Source organism: Psychromonas ossibalaenae ATCC BAA-1528, assembly GCF_000381745.1.
Lineage (GTDB): Bacteria > Pseudomonadota > Gammaproteobacteria > Enterobacterales > Psychromonadaceae > Psychromonas > Psychromonas ossibalaenae.
This window is the reverse complement of sequence record NZ_KB906969.1, coordinates 92,882-111,573: the sequence shown is the minus strand read 5'-3', so window position 1 is coordinate 111,573 and position 18,692 is coordinate 92,882. Positions and strand designations below refer to the sequence as shown.

The following is an 18,692-nucleotide window of genomic DNA, read 5'->3' as shown; positions in this document are numbered from 1 at the left end:
TATATCCAACAGTTGCTAATTTATTATTCTTTCTACAAAAAATGCTTCTGCTTTATTTAATCCGTGCGTTGCGCCGCGCAAAGTCGCGAGTGCTTCTATACACTGTAAACTGCGGCTATGCGGGAAAACCCGCAGCTCCTCCTGATAACAATTCAGTACTTTTTCTTTTACTGCCCAGAAGTTAGTGATGTCCACTATATATTGAGGAGTAAAAGCCGTTTGAGAAGGTGAGTTCCACTCTGTGCTGGATAATACTTCAAAGGATAAAATCGTTTTAACTGAGCTTGTTTTTTGAGGTCTGCAGGCTGTCATCACTGCATTATGGGTTACTCTATGATCAATATTCAGATCAGAAGCAAAATGAGTGTAAATAATTGTAGGTTGAATATCGGAGATTGTCTGCTCTACAACCTGCACAATATCAAGCAGGGGCACACTGTCCATTTTATTATCTGGAAATGAATGCTGATAAATATTAGTGATTCCAAGCAGTTCCATTGCTTTTAATTTCGCATCACTTCTTGCCTGCGACTGCTCAGTGTTTGATGGATACCGAGATGAAACGCCGTCCGTCATAAAAATGATGCTAACCTGATCGCCTGATGCTGTGTGTTTAGCCAGCGTGCCGGCACAGCCTAATGCTTCATCATCAGCGTGTGCTGCTACGACTAATACTCTGTTATTTGTCATCTATTAACTCCCACTGCACTGCTGTCCCACGCTTAATGTCCTGTTTACATTTTTTACCGATAATCTGGTCATAATATTTAGGTGCCAGTCCAAAACCTGGTCGAATGCGCCTGATATGAGCTTCTGCGATTATTTCCCCTTGTTTAATATCTTGAACAAAATAGAGTGAACGCCTAAATGTTAAACTAGCATGTTCAATGGGTTTGCGTTCATAACCAGCCAGGCCAATTGCCTGCTGCGCAATTTCAGTGTCTCTAACAAGCTGTTTTAGCTCTTCAGGCTCAATAGAAAATGCTGAATCAGGCCCTTTATCATTTCTGTCTAGGGTAAAGTGTTTTTCGATAACACAGGCGCCTAGGGTAACAGCTGCAATGGAAACGGCTGTGCCTAGGGTATGATCGGATAAACCTGATATGACCTCAAACTGCTGCGATATATCTTTTATCGTTGCTAAATTTGCCTGCTCATAGGGAGCAGGATAAGCGCTAATGCAGTGTAAGATGACTAACTCGTTACAGCCATGCTTTCTTGCGGTAGTAATGGCTTCTTTAATCTCCGCATAATCTGCCATGCCTGTAGAGATAATCATTGGTTTGCCTGTTTCTGCTACTCGTTTTATTAAAGGCAGATCCGTCATCTCAAATGAAGCAATTTTATAAGCGGGTGTATCGAGTGATTCAAGTAATTCAACGGCTGTTTCATCAAATGGTGTTGAAAATAGGGTTATACCCACTTCTTTTGCTTTTGCAAAAAGCTGTGAATGCCATTTAAAAGGAGTGTGTGCTTCCTGATAAAGATCGTAAAGCTTATAACCATCCCATAAACCGCCTTTAATTTGAAAGTCATCTTTATCACAATTGATAGTCATGGTATCGGCTGTATAGCTTTGAATTTTTATAGCATCCGCACCGCATTTGGCAGCTTCTTCGATTGTTTGTAACGCTTTATTGATATCACCATTATGGTTAGCTGAAAGCTCTGCAATGATATAGGGTTTGTGATCGGGACCAATTTTTTTACCATCAATTTCAATATAGTTTTTAATCATCTGCTTATTTCTCAATCTGTTTTTTGGGCGAGAGTATTATCTGCGCTGTAAGGGTTTGTTGTTCATTGATTGATGCATTTTTAAATTCAATTCTAAAGTCACCATAATCGATAAATGCCTTGGGATAACTTTCTGCATCCAGCATGCGTATATGATTATAAATTTGTTCGATCGTTAAATTTTTAGGTATTTCACTTTGTGCAGGTGTTCTCCGTTTAAACTCAACAACTTGTCCCTGCTGTGGTGATGCTGCCGGCTCTGATGTTACAATTTGTTTTATCATTATAAAAGTTAACTGAGCTGCTTTTAAAAAGATATCTGCGGCACTGCCGCTCAGATTAAGAGGGTGCTTTAAATAAATATCTCCAGCATCAAGCTGTTTATTCATTTTTAATGCGGTTAATTGTGTTTCTTTATAGCCTCGTTGAATCAGATTTTGTAACGGGCTTCCGCCGCGTCCAAATGGTAAATCCGTCATATGAAAACAGACACATTCAAACTCATTTAATATTTCTTCACTGACGATCCAGCTCCAGTGGGGAAAAAAGACATAACGAGGGTTTATTTTTCTGAGCTGTTCAATTGTCAGCTGCTCTGGAGTGGATATAAGGTGCCAAGTTCCAGGCAGCTTTTTTTTCTGCTGTTCATACTGGCTTATATTCCACTCTTTTATTGTGGCAACAACATAGTTATTGTTCATGATTAAAAATCCTGTTTATGACTCGTGAGGCGCCATAACCATCACAAATTTTTTGTCCGTTGTTAATCGATGCCTGTAGTTTGGCTGGATTGCTAATCCACTCTGTCACCTGTTTATTTAGTAGCGTTTTTATCTGTTTTGCTTCGAGATAAGTGATTATTTGCAGATTATTTAATTCAGATGCGATCTGCCTTTGATTTTCTGCCTGGATAATTACCACCGTGGGTAATCCTGCTGCGCAGCGCTCCCATGAGGTGGTGCCTGCAGCACCGACAGCAAGGTCTGCTTCTGACATTAATACTGCAATATTTTCCGGGCTTATCTGTAAATCAAAGGTTATTATATTATTCTGCTTTTCTATAAACTGAACCACACTATCGATATGTAAAGCAGCTCTTCCCATAATGATTGTAATTTTATCAATATCGGTTCGTTGATTGAGCTGAGTTAATGCCTGCAGAGTGAGATTGTCCGGATCCGTTCCTCCAAACATAACTAACAGTTTTGAAGCTGTATTTGCCGGCTGTTTTTGAGGCTGATGTTGAAATTCATCCCGTAATAGAGCGAATTTTGTGCCCAGCATCTGAACACAGTTACGGCTGACAAGTTTATTATATTTATGATCCGGGCAGTTAAATGTTTGATCCAGTAGATAATCACATTGCAGGTAACGATCTCCGAGATCATCAATGACTGCTATCTCTTTTGTTTGTTTATTAACTAGCTGATGCCACTTTCTGTCAATGGCATAGTGGTCAATAATAAGAAGATCAAAACGGCGCTTATTGCATAACTTAATAAACTCTTCTGCATCCTCTTCCTGTGCAGCGCCTAACCAGGCTGAATGGCTCAAGGCTGGGTTATTGATTTTTTCTGAGGCTTTCATCTCTACGAGGTAAAAGCCTGCATCTGTTATTAAGCTGTTTATACTGCCGCTGTTTTTACGAGTGAAAAAGTAGATATTGGCTTTATGTTTTTTTTGGACTGCTAAAGCAAGCGTTAAGCAGCGCATAATATGACCAGTACCAATTTCATAAGAAGAGTCTGCTCGAAAGGCAATATTCAGCATTATTATCTCACCTTAAATAGAGGCTGTAATACTTTGCAGTTCAGTTTTTCTTTAACTGTTTGTGTTTCTATCGCCTCTTTTAAAATAGGAAATACCTGCTTATAACAAGAGAGTAAAGTATCGATATCTTCGACACTGTGTGAATAACTGATGTTATGGGTGCCGAAGGTTAGAATACCTCGTTGTAATACCTCCTGCATAAACAGTGTCTTGATTTCAAAGCTTGAGTAGGGCTCAGTATCCTGGATCATTAGAAATGACCAGGAGGGATGGCCTGCTGTTTTTAAAAATGACTGACACTCTAGATCAATAATTAATTTATTCAGGTTGGTCAGCAGGTATTCACCTGTTTTTCTTAGAGCTGTCGGGGTATCTAATTTTTCAACTTTTTCGAGCACAACTTTGGCCGCCGCAAGTGAGGCTGTTTCACCAGCAAAGGTGCCGGAAAAGAAAATATCTTCCATCAGATCCATTATTTCAGATTTGCCAACGACTGCTGAAAGCGGAAAACCATTTGCCAGCCCTTTTCCAAAGGTTGCCAAATCTGGCGTAATATTAAACAACTCTTGAGCACCACCTTTAGCAAAACGGCAGCCGGTAATGGTTTCATCAAATATGAAAACAATGCCTTCCTCTTTGGCTATCTGCTGTACTGATTCAAGATAACCTGGATTTGGAAACTCAACATTCATCGGCTCCATAATAATAGCCGCGACTTTACCTTTGTATAAGGCAGTTAAGCGCTTAAGTGATTCAATATCGTTATAGACAAAGGTTTTTGTTAGCGCTCTGGTTGATTCCGGTACGCCTAAGTTTCTGCTTGTTGAGCCTATATACCAGTCCTGCCAGCCGTGATAACCGCATACTAATATCATCTCTTTATTGGTATAAGCTCGTGCTAGACGAATTGCACCAGAAGTGGCATCTGTGCCGTTTTTGCCAAAACGGACTTTTTCAGCACAAGGAATCATCTCAACTAACTTTTCAGCGACTTCCATCTCTAGCCGGTGAGGTAATGAAAAACTTGTGCCGTTCTGAATCTGTGTACAGACGGCATTATTAACTTCATCGTCGGCATAACCGATGGAGACACACAACAGGCCGTTCATGAAATCAATATATTCATTACCGTCTACATCCCAGACCTTTGAGCCTTTGCCTTTTTCTAAAAAGAAGGGCGAAGCTCCCTCGGGAAATTGTGTTTTGCTTTTTGAAAAAGTTTGTGAGCCTAAAGGGATCGTTTGTAATGCTCTCGTTAATAACTCTTCTGAGTGTTGATAGCGGCTCATATTTAATTTTCCTGTAATTTATCTTCTTTTAATGAGTTGAGCAGGCCTTCATTACGAATAAGGTTTTGATTTATCGTTAATAATTCCGGGTGCTCTTCTAACAGCTGGTAGATTTTATCGGCATCAAAATACTGCCCGGTACTTCCCAGCTGCTGATAGATCTGGGTTACAAACTCTAAGTCTTCAGGTTCATCAACAGTCCATCGATATTGACTATAGTTTTGTGAAGACTGCAGGGAGCCCTTTATAAACTCTTTATTATTTCGTATATATGGCGTGACATGCTCTAATTCAGACGGTTTTTTAGCTTTTAACTCCGCTTGTTGTAATGTCTTATAGTTAAATACTTCAACATCTAATCCGTCAGGAAAGGTTTCTGGATCTATATTAGATGTGTAGTCATTGTTTGAGTTAAGGTGTTTTTTGATAACTTGGTCAATAACTGCCGCATCTGTCAGAGGGCAGTCCCCAGTTAAACGTACAATAACATCTGCCTTGTATTCTCCAGCTGCTCGATAATAGCGTTCTAAAACATTATTTAGACTTCCAGTAAAGCAGCTGACATTAAGCTGTCGGCATAAATCCACAATACCTTCGTCTTCAGTCTTCGTTGAGGTTGCTATGACCAGTTTGTCAATTAATCTGCTGCGCTGAATACGCTCAATCTGCTGCTGCAGCATAGGTTTGCCGAGTATTTTTTTTAATACTTTATTCGGCAGGCGAGTAGAACTGCATCTAGCCTGAACAATTGCAACCACTTTCATTTTTATTTCCTCGTTTTATTGTTACTACCAGAGGGCTGGATTTACTAATAGCTCATTAGTGACGGCTAGTGAATTAAAGTTGATATTTAGTTCTTTTTGCTGCATTTCACTGTAAGCATTAATGATCTCTAAAAGTTGTTGTGAGTTTTGACAGCCGACAACACCATAATTAATTTCGTCGGTTTGTATTAAATAAGCTAAAGCAAGCTGTAATGGTGTTAAATTTAAGCGCTTTGCCGTGGTGAAATAAAACTCTAATTCGGGCATGAATTTCTGCAGTGAAGCGGGTAAGTTAGTATTCTGACTAAGCAGTAAACCTTGTAAAAATAGTGAGCGGGCATGCACCTCAATATTTTGTTTTTGTACTTCTTGTAACAAGCCGCTCTGCTGGAAGCGCTGATCAAGACAGCTTGCCGGGATCTGAATAAGGTCTAGCTGATATTGTTCAAGAGCTTTCTCTAATGCTTGTTGTGTATAAAATGAAGCGCCAATTTTCTGAATTTTACCTTGTGCTTTCAAATCAGTTAACTGCTGATAATAACCAGAGCCTTGAGGGCTTAATAGATCATTTTCATCATGAAATAACAAACCATAAAGTGAAGAGCAGTTTAGTTTCTCGAGAGAGCTATGCAGGGTTTTACTGATATTAATGGTTTCTTTTGCTGTTGTCGAAAATTTACTAATAAACTTAAACTGTGGGTAACCTTGGGTTAATTTACCTAAACGGTTTTCGCTATCCCCGTAAACACAGGCTGTATCAAATAGTGAAATGTTTGCTTTGTCAGCTCTCTTGATTATCTTGTTCGCTTCACTATTGGTTATTTTTCCATCTAGGTTGGTGATGCCGTAATCTAAACCAAATTGAACTGTGCCCAGTGCCAGCTTCATTGCGTGTCCTTTTGTGAATTTTCACATATTTTGCCTAACAGTACACAATGTTCAAACTTATTCTGATAAAAAAAGTGGTCTTTTAAAAGCCCTTCGACCTGATAACCCGCTTTAAGAAAGGCCTTTTTTGAGCCTTGGTTTGAGACGTAGCAGCCGGCATCTATTTTATGCAAACTCAGCTTCTGAAATGCAAAGTCACTTACCAAGTTAATTGCTTCAGTGGCAATTCCTTTTCCCCAATAAGACTTATTGCCAATTAATAAACCGATTGTGGCACGCTGATAAAGTTTGTTAACTGGTCCCAGTTTTATATTGCCGATATGCTGTTTGCTTTGATTACAATAGATGCCCCAAAAACAGTTGTTATTTTGTGACTGCAATTCACCAACAAAATGCCGGCAAGATGCTGCAGTTTGTGTCTGATAACGGGATTCTAAAAACTGATTGATGCTGGAATCATTTAACCACTGTACATATTCATCTGTGACATCTGTCTGCATCAGTGCTTTTAAGTAAATCTGCTTCCCGGTTAATAATGGGGTTTTTAACATTATCTACTCCAGTATGTCTGTCAGTGTATTAACTACTCTTTTAAACTGTTTTTCACTCATATGATGAAACAGCGGCAGGCTTATAGCCTGCCGGTAGTAACTTTCAGCAACAGGAAACTGACCAGGTTTAAAACCTAATTCCTGGTAATAGGGCTGAATATGAACAGGGATATAGTGTAGATTTACTCCTATTCCCGATGATCTTAACTGCTCAAATACCTGCTGGTGTGTTTTAGTTATTTTACCCAGCTGCAGTTGAATAACATAGAGATGCCAGGATGAACTGCTTTCTTTCAACTGCTTAGGAAGGGTTATAGGCAGTTTTTTTAACTGCTGATTATATACTTCAGCTAATTGAATACGTTCAGAAATGAATTCATTTATCCTCGACAGCTGGCTGATTCCAAGCGCCGCCTGCAGCTCTGTCATGCGGTAGTTAAAACCTAATTCAATCTGCTGGTAATACCAGGCGCCGTGAGAGGGCTCTGTCATTAAATTTTCATCACGAGTAATGCCGTGGCTGCGAAACAAGGCCATTTTATCAGCCAGCTGTGGATCGTTAGTTGTTGCCGCTCCACCTTCAGCTGTGGTAATAATCTTTACCGGGTGAAAGCTGAAAATGGTTATATCACTATATAAACAATTACCTATCGGGTGCTCTTGATATTTTCCACCAATGGCATGAGATGCATCTTCAATAATAGAAAAGCCATATTCTAAGCTGAGCTGGTGGATTGCCTGCATATCGCAAGACTGGCCGCATAGATGAACAGGAATGACAACTTTTGGTAGAGGCTGTTTTAGCTGTTTAGTCTGCTGTAATTTTTTTTCTAATTGTATTGGGCAAAGGTTATAGGTATCTGGATCAATGTCGACAAAATCGATGCTCGCACCACAGTACAAAGCACAGTTTGCAGAAGCCACAAAGGTGATAGGTGTTGTCCAGACTAGATCTCCTTGACTAACCCCGAGCGCAAGGCAGGCTATGTGCAGTGCAGAAGTTGCAGAGTTAACGGCAACGGCATATTGAGAGCTGCAGACTGAATTTATGGTTTTTTCAAAAAGAGGTACCTTAGGGCCTTGAGTTAGAAAATCAGATCGCAAGACATCAATGACTGCGTCGATATCTTGCTGATTAATGTCTTGTTTACCGTAGGGGATCATATGCTTTAGTTATAATTATTATATGAGTTTATCGAATTCGATGATTTCATCGATATTTAAAAAGTGAGGGTTATTACCCGAGTGATATACATAACCTTCACCCACTTCAACACCAATCTCTCCAACAGCATTATGAGTATAATCACTCTCATTGGTAAAAAATCGAATACTTGGTCTTAATACATAATGATCTTCAAACTCAAGCGTTAAATGAGATTCATCGGATGGACACATGATTTCATGTACCTTTTCACCTGGACGAATGCCGATAATCTTTACAGGTAACTGCGGGGCATAAGCTTTTGCAAGATCAATCACTTTTATTGATGGAATTTTAGGTACAAAAATTTCCCCGCCATGCATACGTTCGAAGTTTTTTAAAACAAAATCAACGCCTTGTTGAAGAGTTATCCAAAATCGGGTCATCTCTGCATGGGTAATCGGAATATGATCGCAGCCTTCGTTAATTATTTTCTTAAAGAAAGGCACTACCGAGCCTCGAGAACCGGCAACATTTCCGTATCGTACCACAGAGAAGGTAGTATCTTTTGAACCAACGATATTATTACCCGCCACAAAAAGTTTATCTGAGCATAGCTTGGTTGCGCCGTAAAGATTGACGGGATTGGCTGCTTTGTCCGTTGAAAGAGCAATTACTTTTTTTACTTTATTGTCTATTGCTGCTTTTATGACGTTTTCTGCGCCAAGAATATTGGTTTTGATGCATTCCATCGGATTGTATTCTGCCGCCGGTACTTGTTTCATGGCTGCTGCATGAATGACATAGTCAACACCAGACATTGCGCGTTGTACCCGTTCTGCATCACGAACATCACCGATAAAATAACGCATACAAGGTTCATTAAAGCTCTGCTGCATTTCAAACTGTTTTAATTCATCACGGGAAAAGATTATGATTTTTTTAGGTTGATAGCGCTCTAGCAGAGTTTTTACATACTTTTTGCCAAATGAACCTGTGCCGCCGGTAATCAAAATTGATTGATTATTAAACATAACTCTTCTCGCTTTAATAAAGACTAACTAGTTGTTTATTTTACTTATTTATAAGCTTTGATTTTACTCTTATTACGTTTCTGCAATAAAGACTTTTCTTTAAGCTGCTGGTAGCAGGTATCAGATTTTATCTGTAATGCGGCTATTTTAGCTTCAAGTATTTTTAACTGTTCAACAACGACGGCTAAATCTTCACTCGAGTTAGTATCAAGCAGTGCTTTTATCTGATCAGAAAAAAGATCCTGCTGCTGCTGAAACAACTCATATTGTTCGCCATCAAGCAGGGCCTGCAGTTGTTGTTCAAAGTCAAATAGCGCATCGAGTTGTAATTCTACTGGCAGCTGCATATTTCACCTCTGATTATTTTTTGTACTGCTGGCGGATGTCCTGCGGAATGCCGTCCCAGCCGGATTTTATCTCTGCAATCAAAGCACTGACTTCCGCCAAGGGTTCGACATCATTTTTTATATTTGCCTGGGTTACCTGGCTTATCATATAAGCGTATAAACCATATAGATTTTCAGAAAGCTCACCGCCTTGTTCCATATCCAGACTGTTTTGTAATTCACCAATAAGACCAATAACTTTACTGAGCATTTTATTTTTGTTTTCTATCTCTTTACGTTCGATAGCGCCTTTGGCTGCTGCCAGATTACCTAATATATGCTGCATTACCAGCGAGATCAGGGTATGGGGATCGGCCTGTTCAACATGTGCCAGATTGGTATTTTGATATTTTTTGATAGAACCGCGCATAATATGATTATTTCCTTGCTAACGACTTTAAGTTTACTAGTGTCAGTTTACGTCTGCTTTTGAGAAATGCATCTTTTTTAGAATAACTCTGTGTCTTTTGACGCTTTATTCGTTGAAATTTTTTTTTCATCACCGATAGAAGTAAAGCAATAAGCATACCAAATGTCCATACTTTGCTTTTTTGTTCTTTCATGCTGGTTATTTGGGCTGTCATTAATCATTCTACGTGTCATAATTCGGTCATCGTCATGTTTTTGACTTTTATCATTTCTATATGTCTCTGTTTACTCTATGCTCACTCAAGGATATTTAATAAGTGGATTTTTATGGAACAAAGAGCACCTATTTACCTGGTTCATACTAGCCGGGAAGAATACGATACATTAACCACAGTATTACATTTTATCGGAGAAACAAGTGAGTCGGTAGATAGTGCTGATTTATCTGAGAAAATAAATCACATCAATCCATTATGTGTTATCTGGGGAGGGGAGCATGCTCCCTCTGACGAGGTTTTTAACCGTCTGTCGGAAACGCCTTTTTTAACTTTAAGCGGGGCGCCTGTTAAGAATGACAGCAATCATATTGGGGTCTTAACCATACCGGTTGTGTATGCTGAGCTGACACAGCTGCTGCATTACTGTCAGTCATTTCACAATCCAGCTAAGAAACTGAAAAAAGCCAATAAATACTTGATGTCTTCTCTGGTCGGGCGTGGTTTACGTATTCAGGAAATTCGCTATCTGGTAGAGCAGGTATCTGACAGCAAAGCTAACGTACTTATTCTTGGCGAGTCCGGTACCGGCAAAGAAGTTGTTGCCCGGGCTATTCACGAAGTATCAAATCGAAAAAAAGGGCCTTTTGTTCCGATTAATTGTGGTGCGATCCCTGCTGAATTACTTGAGAGTGAGTTGTTCGGCCATGAAAAGGGGGCTTTTACCGGAGCCTTCTCTGCGCGCAAAGGACGCTTTGAGTTAGCTGCCGGCGGGACACTGTTTTTAGATGAAATTGGTGATATGCCGATGCCGATGCAGGTTAAACTGCTGCGAGTTTTACAGGAGCGTACCTTTGAACGTGTCGGGGGAACAAAGTCTCTGCTGGCCGATGTGCGTGTTGTAGCGGCTACGCATCGAAATTTAGAAGAGTTAATTGAACAGGGGAAATTTCGAGAAGATCTTTTTTACCGTTTAAATGTTTTTCCGATAGAGAAACCTGCACTGCGTGAGCGTCAGGAAGATATTCCACTTTTATTACAGGAGCTGTTATCTCGTCTGGAAGAGGAACATAAAGCGACACTGCGTTTTACCCAGCGTGCATTGGATTCATTAATGAAACACGCCTGGCCGGGTAATGTTCGTGAGTTATCTAACTTACTGGAAAGGCTGCTTATTCTGCATGCCGGTCAAATAGTTGATCTGGGCGATTTACCGCTTAAATATCGTCACCTTGACGCTTCCGGCGAGATGGTTGAGCAGCTTCAGTACAGCCCAGAAGAAGAGGCGCTAGCAGAGCGGGATGCCCTCTGCGGCATGTTTGGGGATGAACCGCAGACACTTGACGGACCTGAGGCGTTTGATGAGTCTCTGGGCTTTTTAGGGCATCTTCCTGCTGAGGGAATGAACCTTAAAGATAAGCTGACTGAATTTGAAATTGAGATGATCCGCCAGGCATTAGACAGTCAGGACGGTGTTGTGTCCCATGCGGCTGAACTGCTATCTATGCGTCGTACCACACTGGTCGAAAAAATGAAAAAGTACGGCCTTAACAAAGACGGTTAAAGGCACTGTTATTTTAATTTTTAAAAGCCCGTTATTTTTTTGATAACGGGCTTTTTTTTTAGCTGAAATTAGCGTCATTTTTGTGGCGCTAGCTTGGTAAGTGGCTGTTGTGTATCTATTTTATGGTGTTGGTCTAAATATTGCTTTATAGCGTGTAAGAACAAACTATAAAGTAAGGTTGTGTTATGACATCAATTAATCGACAGGCAGAGACGTCGGCGCTGGAGCAGGAAAGCTATTCAGGTGAACTTCAGCAGCTGCGTGCACAGGCGAGTTATATGAAACAGCTTTACAGTGAGCTGCCGTCGGGTTTAATTGTTATTGATGGTTATGGTGTTGTTGAACAGGTTAACCGTGTTGCGGTTGCTCTGCTGGGAGAGCCGTTAGAGGGGCAGTTATGGAGCGATATTATTAACCGCTCATTTGCACCTAAAAACGATGACGGTCATGAAATATCGCTTAAGAACGGCCGACGTATTCAGCTTTCTATTTCATCACTTGAAGGGCGCCCGGGACAACTTATTTTATTAACAGACTTAACCGATACGCGTGAACTGCAGGAGCATGTTGCTAAATTAAAGCGCCTGTCATCTTTAGGAAAAATGGTTGCGTCACTGGCTCATCAGATTAGAACACCGTTGTCTGCCGCTATGCTGTATGGCGCAAACCTTGCGAATAAAACCCTGACCGAAAGTTCTCGTTCGCGTTTTCAGGGGAAACTAATGAATCGTCTTAATGATTTGGAAACACAAGTGAATGATATGCTTCTATTTGCCCGCAGCGGCGAGCGCAAGATAGTTGAAGAAGTTTCTTTAGTGACCCTGCTTGAAGAGGTGCAGGATGCCAGTGAAAGTTTGATCACTCAGGTGGATGGACATCTGCAGTGCCGCCTTCCTGATCCTGACCTGCTTATTATGGCTAACAAAAATGCGCTGGCCAGCGCCATGACAAACCTGATTTCCAATGCCGTAGAAGCCGCCGGTAAGGGCTCGCAGCTTTACATCACGACTGCGCGCCGAGGTGATGATCTGGTGGAAATATCTGTCATGGATAACGGCCCCGGCATTGAAAAAGGCCATTTAGCTAAAGTAATGGAAGCATTTTATACTACCAAATCACAGGGCACCGGGCTAGGGCTTGCTGTTGTACAGTCGATAGCGCAGGCGCATAAGGGCAGTGTGGAAGTTAAATCGGAGTTCGGTAAAGGCAGTTGTTTTACTCTGGTATTACCCTTACATCGAGTTGGTTTATATCGCCATGAAATTCACAATAACAATCAGTTTAACCAGGTAGTGGGAGGCTAATATGTCACAAGGTAAATTATTAGTTGTGGAAGATGATGCAGGACTTCGCGAAGCATTGGTCGACACTTTACTGCTGGCCGGATACGACTGCTCTGAAGTTGACAGCGGCGAAGCTGCTTTGGTCGCTTTAACTAAACAAAAATACGATTTAGTGATCAGTGATATTCAAATGGGCGGCATGTCCGGTTTGACCCTGCTGCAGAATATCAAAGATAAATACCCGCTAGTGCCGGTTTTATTAATGACGGCATACGCAACCATTGATGATGCGGTTAATGCAATGCGTGACGGGGCTATCGATTATCTGGCAAAACCCTTCTCGCCAGAGGTACTGTTAAACCAGGTGAGCCGTTATGCACCGGTTAATAAAGTAGAGTCTCGCACGCCTATTTACGGAGATCCCAGTACTGCGCGTTTATTTCAGGTGGCGGAAAAAGTCGCCGCTTCAGATGCGTCTGTGATGGTGACAGGCCCAAGCGGATCCGGTAAAGAAGTTTTATCTCGTTATCTGCATGATAAATCCAGCCGCTCGGATCAAAGCTTTGTCGCTATTAACTGTGGTGCTATTCCTGAAACCATGCTTGAATCAACTCTGTTTGGTTATGAGAAGGGGGCATTTACCGGTGCCGTGCAGGCATGCCCGGGTAAGTTTGAACAAGCGCAGAACGGGACGATTTTATTAGATGAAATAAGTGAAATGCCGCTGGATCTGCAGGTGAAACTACTACGTGTTCTGCAGGAGCGTGAAGTTGAACGATTAGGCTCTCGTAAAACAATTAAACTGAATATACGTGTGATTGCCACCAGTAACCGCGATATCAAAAAAGCGGTCGAAGAGGGCAAATTCCGTGAAGATCTTTACTACCGTCTGAATGTTTTTCCTCTGCAGTGGCTGCCGCTTGGCAGGCGCAAAGGAGATATATTACCCTTAGCAGAGCATCTGCTGCAGCGCCATGCCATTGAGCAGTCACAGGCTGTCCCAACTCTTACGGAAACGGCGGAAACGATGCTGCTGGCGTATCCATGGCCGGGTAATGTGCGTGAACTCGATAATGTTATGCAGCGGGCGCTGATTTTATCTGATGGTGAAAAGATTGATCAACATGCATTAATATTAGAGGATATGCAGTTTGAACATATTCAAAGCGCAAGTGAGACGGCTAATCAAGAGCTGGCGGAAAATGATATTTTACAAGAAGAGCTTGAAAATGACTTCATTGATGCAGAGGAAAGAGCTTTAGGTAAAGGCTTGAAGGAACAAGAGCAGAAAATAATATTAGATGCGCTGCAGACCTGCCGTGGAAAGCGTAAGGATGTTGCCGAGCTGCTGGGTATCAGCCCGCGCACGCTGCGTTACAAAATTGCACGTATGAAAGATCAGGGGATCGCTTTACCTGTCTAGTCTAAACTGAGCTGCCGTTCCTGTTAAGATGAACGGCTGGTTACTCTCAACAGCTGTTTTTCTGCTTATTAAAAATTGAACATGCTGTTCATCATATCTGCTGTTTTCTGCGCTTTACCCGGGCCGAGAATGATTTGAAACTGCTGATCATTTTCAATTATTCCGAATACGCCGCTGATATTTTTTACTTTTTGACGATCTGCATTCGTTTCATTTTTTAATGTTAAACGCAGGCGTGTCATGCAGTTAGTGCATTCTGTAATGTTATTGATACCGCCGACTGCGGTAATCACTTCCTGGATAATTTTTTCCATTATTTATTTCCTTTTAAATATACATTTTACAGATAAGATAAAGAGTCTACTCCGACTTTGTTATTATCTATTGTTTGAAATCAAAATGTTAAAAAATTACTGCGTTAGGCTTTTATCTATGAGAAGCATAATGATTATTATTTACAGAAAAGAATTGTAAACAAACTTGCAAATAGTAACTGTTATCATTATTATCCCTGCAACTGATAATTGTTCTTGTTTAAGAAATGGAAAATATTTATGAAAAAAATGATCACGGCAGCCGCTGCATTTGCTGCGTTAAGTCTCAGCTCTTTTACAACCTTTGCAGATGAAGTTAACGTTTACTCATTCCGTCAGCCTTTTCTGATTGAACCGATTATGGAAAAGTTTACTGCGCAAACCGGCATTAAAGTAAATATTTTATTTGCTAAAAAAGGATTAATTGAGCGAGTTAAACGAGAAGGCGAACTGTCTCCTGCTGATTTAGTATTAACGACTGATATCAGCCGTTTAATGAAACTGACTGATCAGGACTTAACACAGCCGGTTGACAGCAAAGTATTAAGCGAAAATATTCCAGCTCAGTACCGTGATCCGGGACAGCACTGGTTTGCATTAACAACACGTGTACGTAATATTTATTCATCTTCTGAACGTATTGGTCCAGCAGCTGAAATCTCTTATCTGGATCTAGCCTCTCCTGAATTTAAAGGAAAAATCTGTACTCGTTCAGGTAAACACCCTTACAACGTATCATTAGTGGCATCTGTTATCGCACATCAAGGTGAAGCAAATGCAAAAGTCTGGTTAGAGGGCTTTAAAGCAAACCTTGCACGTAAGCCACAGGGTAATGATCGTGCACAGGTTAAAGCAGTTAAAGACGGCCTATGCGATTATGCGCTGGGTAATAACTATTACCTGGGTAAAATGCTGGCAGATCCTAAGCAGGTTAGCTGGGCAGAAGCGGTTGATATTAACTTCCCTAACCAGAAAACAACCGGTTCGCATGTAAATGTAAGCGGTGTGGTTTTAGCTAAGTATGCGCCAAACAAAGAAAATGCAGTTAAACTGATGGAATTCTTATCAGATGATACTGCTCAGCAGATGTATGCTGAAGTTAATTACGAATATCCTGTAAAAGAAAGTGTACAACCTTCAAAATTGGTTGCATCATGGGGCACATTTAAAGCTGACCCGCTGCCGCTTGCTGAAATTGCCAAGCAGCACGAAGCTGCCGTTAAGTTACTGGATGAAGTGAAATTTGATCTCTAAGTTTAACCTGTACAAGTTACTGCCCTGGGCAGTAACTTGTCTTATAATTACGCCCATTTTTGCGCTGATCATCAGCGCATTTAGTATTGATAACAGCGGCAGTTTTCAGCACCTTATCGATACGGTCCTGATAAACTATACATTTAATACCCTGCTGTTAATTCTAGGTGTTATCTGTTTAAGTTTTATTCTTGCACTGCCGGCCGCCTGGTTTGTTGCCTGCTGTGAATTCCCAAGTCGTACTGTTCTGCAGTGGGCTTTTATGCTGCCTCTGGCTATTCCTCCTTATATTGTTGCTATTGTTTATACTGATTTTCTAGACTTCAGCGGACCGGTGCAGCAGTTTTTACGCTCTTTTATGGGCTGGCAGCAGGCCTCAGATTATTATTTCCCTGATATTAGAACAATATCCGGTGCGGTAATCGTGCTTAGCCTGACACTTTACCCCTATTTGTATCTGTTATTGCGAAGTGCTTTTTTGGGGCAGTCCGGCGGTTTGTTTCAGGCGGCCAGAACCTTAGGTTTATCCCCCTGGGCAGCTTTCTGGCGCGTCTCATTACCGCTTTCACGTTCGGCAATTGCGGTGGGTTTATCACTAATTGCAATGGAAACCTTAGGTGATTTTGCTACTGTCAATTATTTTGCAGTGAGTACTTTAACAACAGCTGTTTATGATACCTGGTTAGAGCTAGGCAGTCTGACTACAGCTGCTAAAGTTTCTTCCTTTATGCTTTTGGGGCTGGTGATATTAATCACCCTGGAAAATTACAGCCGCCGTAAGCAGAAAATTTATCAGCGCAGCGGTGCAACACATACAGAGCTGCGTTTTGTTTTACAGGGCTGGAAAAAATGGGGGGCTCTTAGTTTTTCCTGGGGACTGCTTTTCGCTGCATTTATTCTGCCTCTGTGTGTACTTTTTTATTATGCGTTCCACTATTTCAGCGAATCGCTGAATGAATCATTATGGCAGTATACAGTCAACAGCCTTTGGCTTGCGGTTATCGTTGCATTTTTAGCACTGCTGGTGGCCTTAATCGTTAATTTTTACCAGCGCTTATCTCCCGGCCCTTTGGCTAAAACATGCATACGCTTCACATCGTTAGGTTATGCAGTCCCGGGCACTGTTGTTGCGATCGGCGTGCTTATTCCCTTCACTAATATTGATTTATGGTTAAATCAGCTGCTGGTTGAGTTTGGTTTTTCTCGTGTCGGGCTGCTATTTTCTGGGACACTGTTTATTTTAGTGATGGGCTATCTAGTACGCTTTAGTGCAATTGCTGTCGGCAGTATTGACAGTAGTTTAGCGCAGGTTTCTCCCTCTTTGGATTTAGCATCGCGTACGCTTGGACAGAATGCTTCACAAACTATTCGCCGGGTAAACTTACCTTTGATTAAAAAAGGGCTGCTGACCGCGTTTATTTTAGTGTTTATCGAAGCAATGAAAGAGCTGCCGACTGCCTTGTTATTACGTCCGTTCAACTTTGAAACCTTAGCAACTTATGTGTATCAGTTTGTTTCCGATGAGATGATAGAGTACGCGGCTCTGCCGGCATTGCTGATTGTATTAATGGGACTTGTTCCTTTTATTGTTGTTAACCGTTTATTGGAGAAAGCCTCTTAATGTGTGCGTTACTTGTTAAACAATTAAGTTGTTTTTATCAACACAACCAAGTGCTCAATTCACTCGATTTAAAATTACAAAAAAATGAAATTGTTTGTCTGCTGGGTGAAAGCGGCTGCGGTAAAACAACCCTTTTAAGAGCGGTTGCCGGACTGCAGAAGCAGCTTTGCGGCTCTATCGTCATTAACGGTAAAACGGTTAATGAACAGGGCATTAACATTACCCCTGAAAAAAGAAAAATAGGTTTGATTTTTCAAGACTATGCGCTTTTCCCGCACCTTAATGTTTTTGATAATGTAGCATTTTCTTTGAATAAGCTTACTGCTTTAGAGAAGAAAGAACGTGTTAACGACGTTTTGAGTCTGGTGCAGTTAAGTGATTATGCTGAGCGCTTTCCTCATCAGCTTTCCGGCGGCCAGCAGCAGCGTATTGCCATTGCCCGGGCGTTAGCTTATCAGCCTGATTTAATGCTCTTAGATGAGCCTTTTTCAAATCTTGACCATAATGTGCGTTTTCAGCTGATTAGAGAGATCCGCAGCCTGCTTAAAGCACGCTCTATGAGCGCCTTGTTTGTTACTCACTCTAAAGAGGAAGGTTTTGCCTTTGCAGATAAAATTGCTTTGATGCAGGCCGGAAAAATTGTGCAGATAGACAGCGCGCAGCGCTTATATCAGCAGCCGAAATCAAGATATGTTGCCGACTTTATGGGGCAGAGTAATTATCTAAATGTTACCGTTAACGACGATTACTCCTATCAGTCCGATTTAGGTTTACTAACTAGTGATAGACCTCTTAAGCATAGCAAAGGCAAGCCGTTTAGCCTGTTATTAAGACCGGAACAGGTTGTTATTGAGCTTGATGGGCAGGGCTTAGGAGAGGTGCTGGAGGTTGAGTTTTTAGGGGCATACCAGCAGGTAACGGTAAGTTACTTAAATAAAAACTACATCATTAAGCACAGTAACCATCTGCATAACAGCATGCAGTTTAACCTTGGCGACAGGGTTTCATTAAAAGTCTTAAGTCATGACTTTGTGGTGTTTGAAGCCTAACGCTTTAAATAAAGTCCGGCTGCCTGAGCCGATATTC

General features: G+C 41.2%; 19 protein-coding genes. 6 read left to right on the top strand and 13 right to left on the bottom strand.

Annotated elements, in window-relative coordinates; translation table 11 throughout:
* Positions 1–15 precede the first annotated feature (15 nt).
* From G327_RS0102630 to fliS, 12 genes are read right to left on the bottom strand one after another with little or no spacing between them, the layout of a single operon-like run.
* Positions 16–690: a PIG-L deacetylase family protein gene (locus tag G327_RS0102630; protein WP_019613213.1), complete on the bottom strand. Its 675-nt coding sequence runs from the start codon at positions 688–690 to the stop codon at positions 16–18.
* Positions 680–1,738 (bottom strand): pseudaminic acid synthase, encoded by a 1,059-nt coding sequence (pseI, locus tag G327_RS0102625; RefSeq protein WP_019613212.1) that lies wholly within the window; start codon positions 1,736–1,738, stop codon positions 680–682. Before pseI ends, G327_RS0102630 begins: the two co-directional genes overlap by 11 nt.
* A 4-nt stretch (positions 1,739–1,742) precedes the next feature.
* The gene (locus G327_RS0102620) at positions 1,743–2,438 is read right to left on the bottom strand and encodes a formyl transferase (RefSeq protein ID WP_019613211.1); all 696 of its coding nucleotides are present in this window, start codon (positions 2,436–2,438) and stop codon (positions 1,743–1,745) included.
* The gene (gene pseG, locus G327_RS23895; protein ID WP_019613210.1) at positions 2,428–3,507 is read right to left on the bottom strand and encodes a UDP-2,4-diacetamido-2,4,6-trideoxy-beta-L-altropyranose hydrolase; all 1,080 of its coding nucleotides are present in this window, start codon (positions 3,505–3,507) and stop codon (positions 2,428–2,430) included. Before pseG ends, G327_RS0102620 begins: the two co-directional genes overlap by 11 nt.
* Positions 3,508–3,509: 2 nt before the next feature.
* Positions 3,510–4,796, bottom strand: coding sequence for an aminotransferase class III-fold pyridoxal phosphate-dependent enzyme (locus tag G327_RS0102605; protein WP_019613209.1), 1,287 nt, complete (start codon positions 4,794–4,796; stop codon positions 3,510–3,512).
* Between the two features lie 2 nt (positions 4,797–4,798).
* The gene (locus tag G327_RS0102600; RefSeq protein ID WP_019613208.1) at positions 4,799–5,560 is read right to left on the bottom strand and encodes a cytidylyltransferase domain-containing protein; all 762 of its coding nucleotides are present in this window, start codon (positions 5,558–5,560) and stop codon (positions 4,799–4,801) included.
* 24 nt (positions 5,561–5,584) lie between these two features.
* Entirely contained in the window at positions 5,585–6,448 is an 864-nt protein-coding gene (locus G327_RS0102595; RefSeq protein WP_019613207.1) for an aldo/keto reductase, read from the bottom strand.
* Complete coding sequence (locus G327_RS0102590) at positions 6,445–6,999, bottom strand: GNAT family N-acetyltransferase (RefSeq protein ID WP_019613206.1); 555 nt, start codon at positions 6,997–6,999, stop codon at positions 6,445–6,447. The genes G327_RS0102595 and G327_RS0102590 overlap by 4 nt, the downstream gene beginning before the upstream one ends.
* Positions 7,000–7,002: 3 nt before the next feature.
* Positions 7,003–8,163 carry a UDP-4-amino-4,6-dideoxy-N-acetyl-beta-L-altrosamine transaminase gene (pseC, locus tag G327_RS0102585; RefSeq protein WP_019613205.1) on the bottom strand — a complete coding sequence of 387 codons (1,161 nt, stop codon included), beginning with the start codon at positions 8,161–8,163 and terminating at the stop codon, positions 7,003–7,005.
* An 18-nt stretch (positions 8,164–8,181) separates the two neighbouring features.
* Complete coding sequence (gene pseB / locus G327_RS0102580; RefSeq protein ID WP_019613204.1) at positions 8,182–9,177, bottom strand: UDP-N-acetylglucosamine 4,6-dehydratase (inverting); 996 nt, start codon at positions 9,175–9,177, stop codon at positions 8,182–8,184.
* A 44-nt stretch (positions 9,178–9,221) separates the two neighbouring features.
* Complete coding sequence (locus G327_RS0102575; RefSeq protein ID WP_019613203.1) at positions 9,222–9,524, bottom strand: hypothetical protein; 303 nt, start codon at positions 9,522–9,524, stop codon at positions 9,222–9,224.
* 13 nt (positions 9,525–9,537) lie between these two features.
* Positions 9,538–9,933, bottom strand: a complete 396-nt coding sequence (gene fliS / locus G327_RS0102570; protein WP_019613202.1) for a flagellar export chaperone FliS — start codon at positions 9,931–9,933, stop codon at positions 9,538–9,540.
* Positions 9,934–10,259: 326 nt separating this feature from the next.
* Here fliS and G327_RS0102560 point away from each other — a divergent pair, with 326 nt between their 5' ends.
* The 3 genes from G327_RS0102560 to G327_RS0102550 all read left to right on the top strand — a co-directional run bounded on the left by G327_RS0102560 (position 10,260) and on the right by G327_RS0102550 (position 14,417).
* Positions 10,260–11,711, top strand: coding sequence for a sigma-54 dependent transcriptional regulator (locus tag G327_RS0102560; protein ID WP_019613200.1), 1,452 nt, complete (start codon positions 10,260–10,262; stop codon positions 11,709–11,711).
* 185 nt (positions 11,712–11,896) lie between these two features.
* Positions 11,897–13,015 (top strand): sensor histidine kinase, encoded by a 1,119-nt coding sequence (locus G327_RS0102555; protein ID WP_019613199.1) that lies wholly within the window; start codon positions 11,897–11,899, stop codon positions 13,013–13,015.
* 1 nt (position 13,016) lies between these two features.
* Positions 13,017–14,417, top strand: a complete 1,401-nt coding sequence (locus tag G327_RS0102550) for a sigma-54-dependent transcriptional regulator (protein WP_019613198.1) — start codon at positions 13,017–13,019, stop codon at positions 14,415–14,417.
* Between the two features lie 68 nt (positions 14,418–14,485).
* On the opposite strand, the gene G327_RS0102545 is transcribed toward G327_RS0102550, so the two are convergent.
* Positions 14,486–14,731, bottom strand: coding sequence for a PTS transporter subunit EIIB (locus G327_RS0102545; protein WP_019613197.1), 246 nt, complete (start codon positions 14,729–14,731; stop codon positions 14,486–14,488).
* A gap of 240 nt (positions 14,732–14,971) precedes the next feature.
* On the opposite strand from G327_RS0102545, the gene G327_RS0102540 reads away from it, so the two are divergent.
* Genes G327_RS0102540 through G327_RS0102530 form a run of 3 tightly spaced genes read left to right on the top strand, consistent with a single transcriptional unit; the run spans position 14,972 to position 18,655 of the window.
* Complete coding sequence (locus G327_RS0102540) at positions 14,972–15,985, top strand: Fe(3+) ABC transporter substrate-binding protein (protein WP_019613196.1); 1,014 nt, start codon at positions 14,972–14,974, stop codon at positions 15,983–15,985.
* A complete protein-coding gene (locus G327_RS0102535) occupies positions 15,975–17,606 on the top strand; it encodes an ABC transporter permease (protein WP_019613195.1) in 1,632 nt (543 codons plus the stop codon). Before G327_RS0102540 ends, G327_RS0102535 begins: the two co-directional genes overlap by 11 nt.
* Positions 17,606–18,655 (top strand): ABC transporter ATP-binding protein, encoded by a 1,050-nt coding sequence (locus G327_RS0102530; RefSeq protein WP_019613194.1) that lies wholly within the window; start codon positions 17,606–17,608, stop codon positions 18,653–18,655. Before G327_RS0102535 ends, G327_RS0102530 begins: the two co-directional genes overlap by 1 nt.
* Positions 18,656–18,692: the final 37 nt, after the last annotated feature.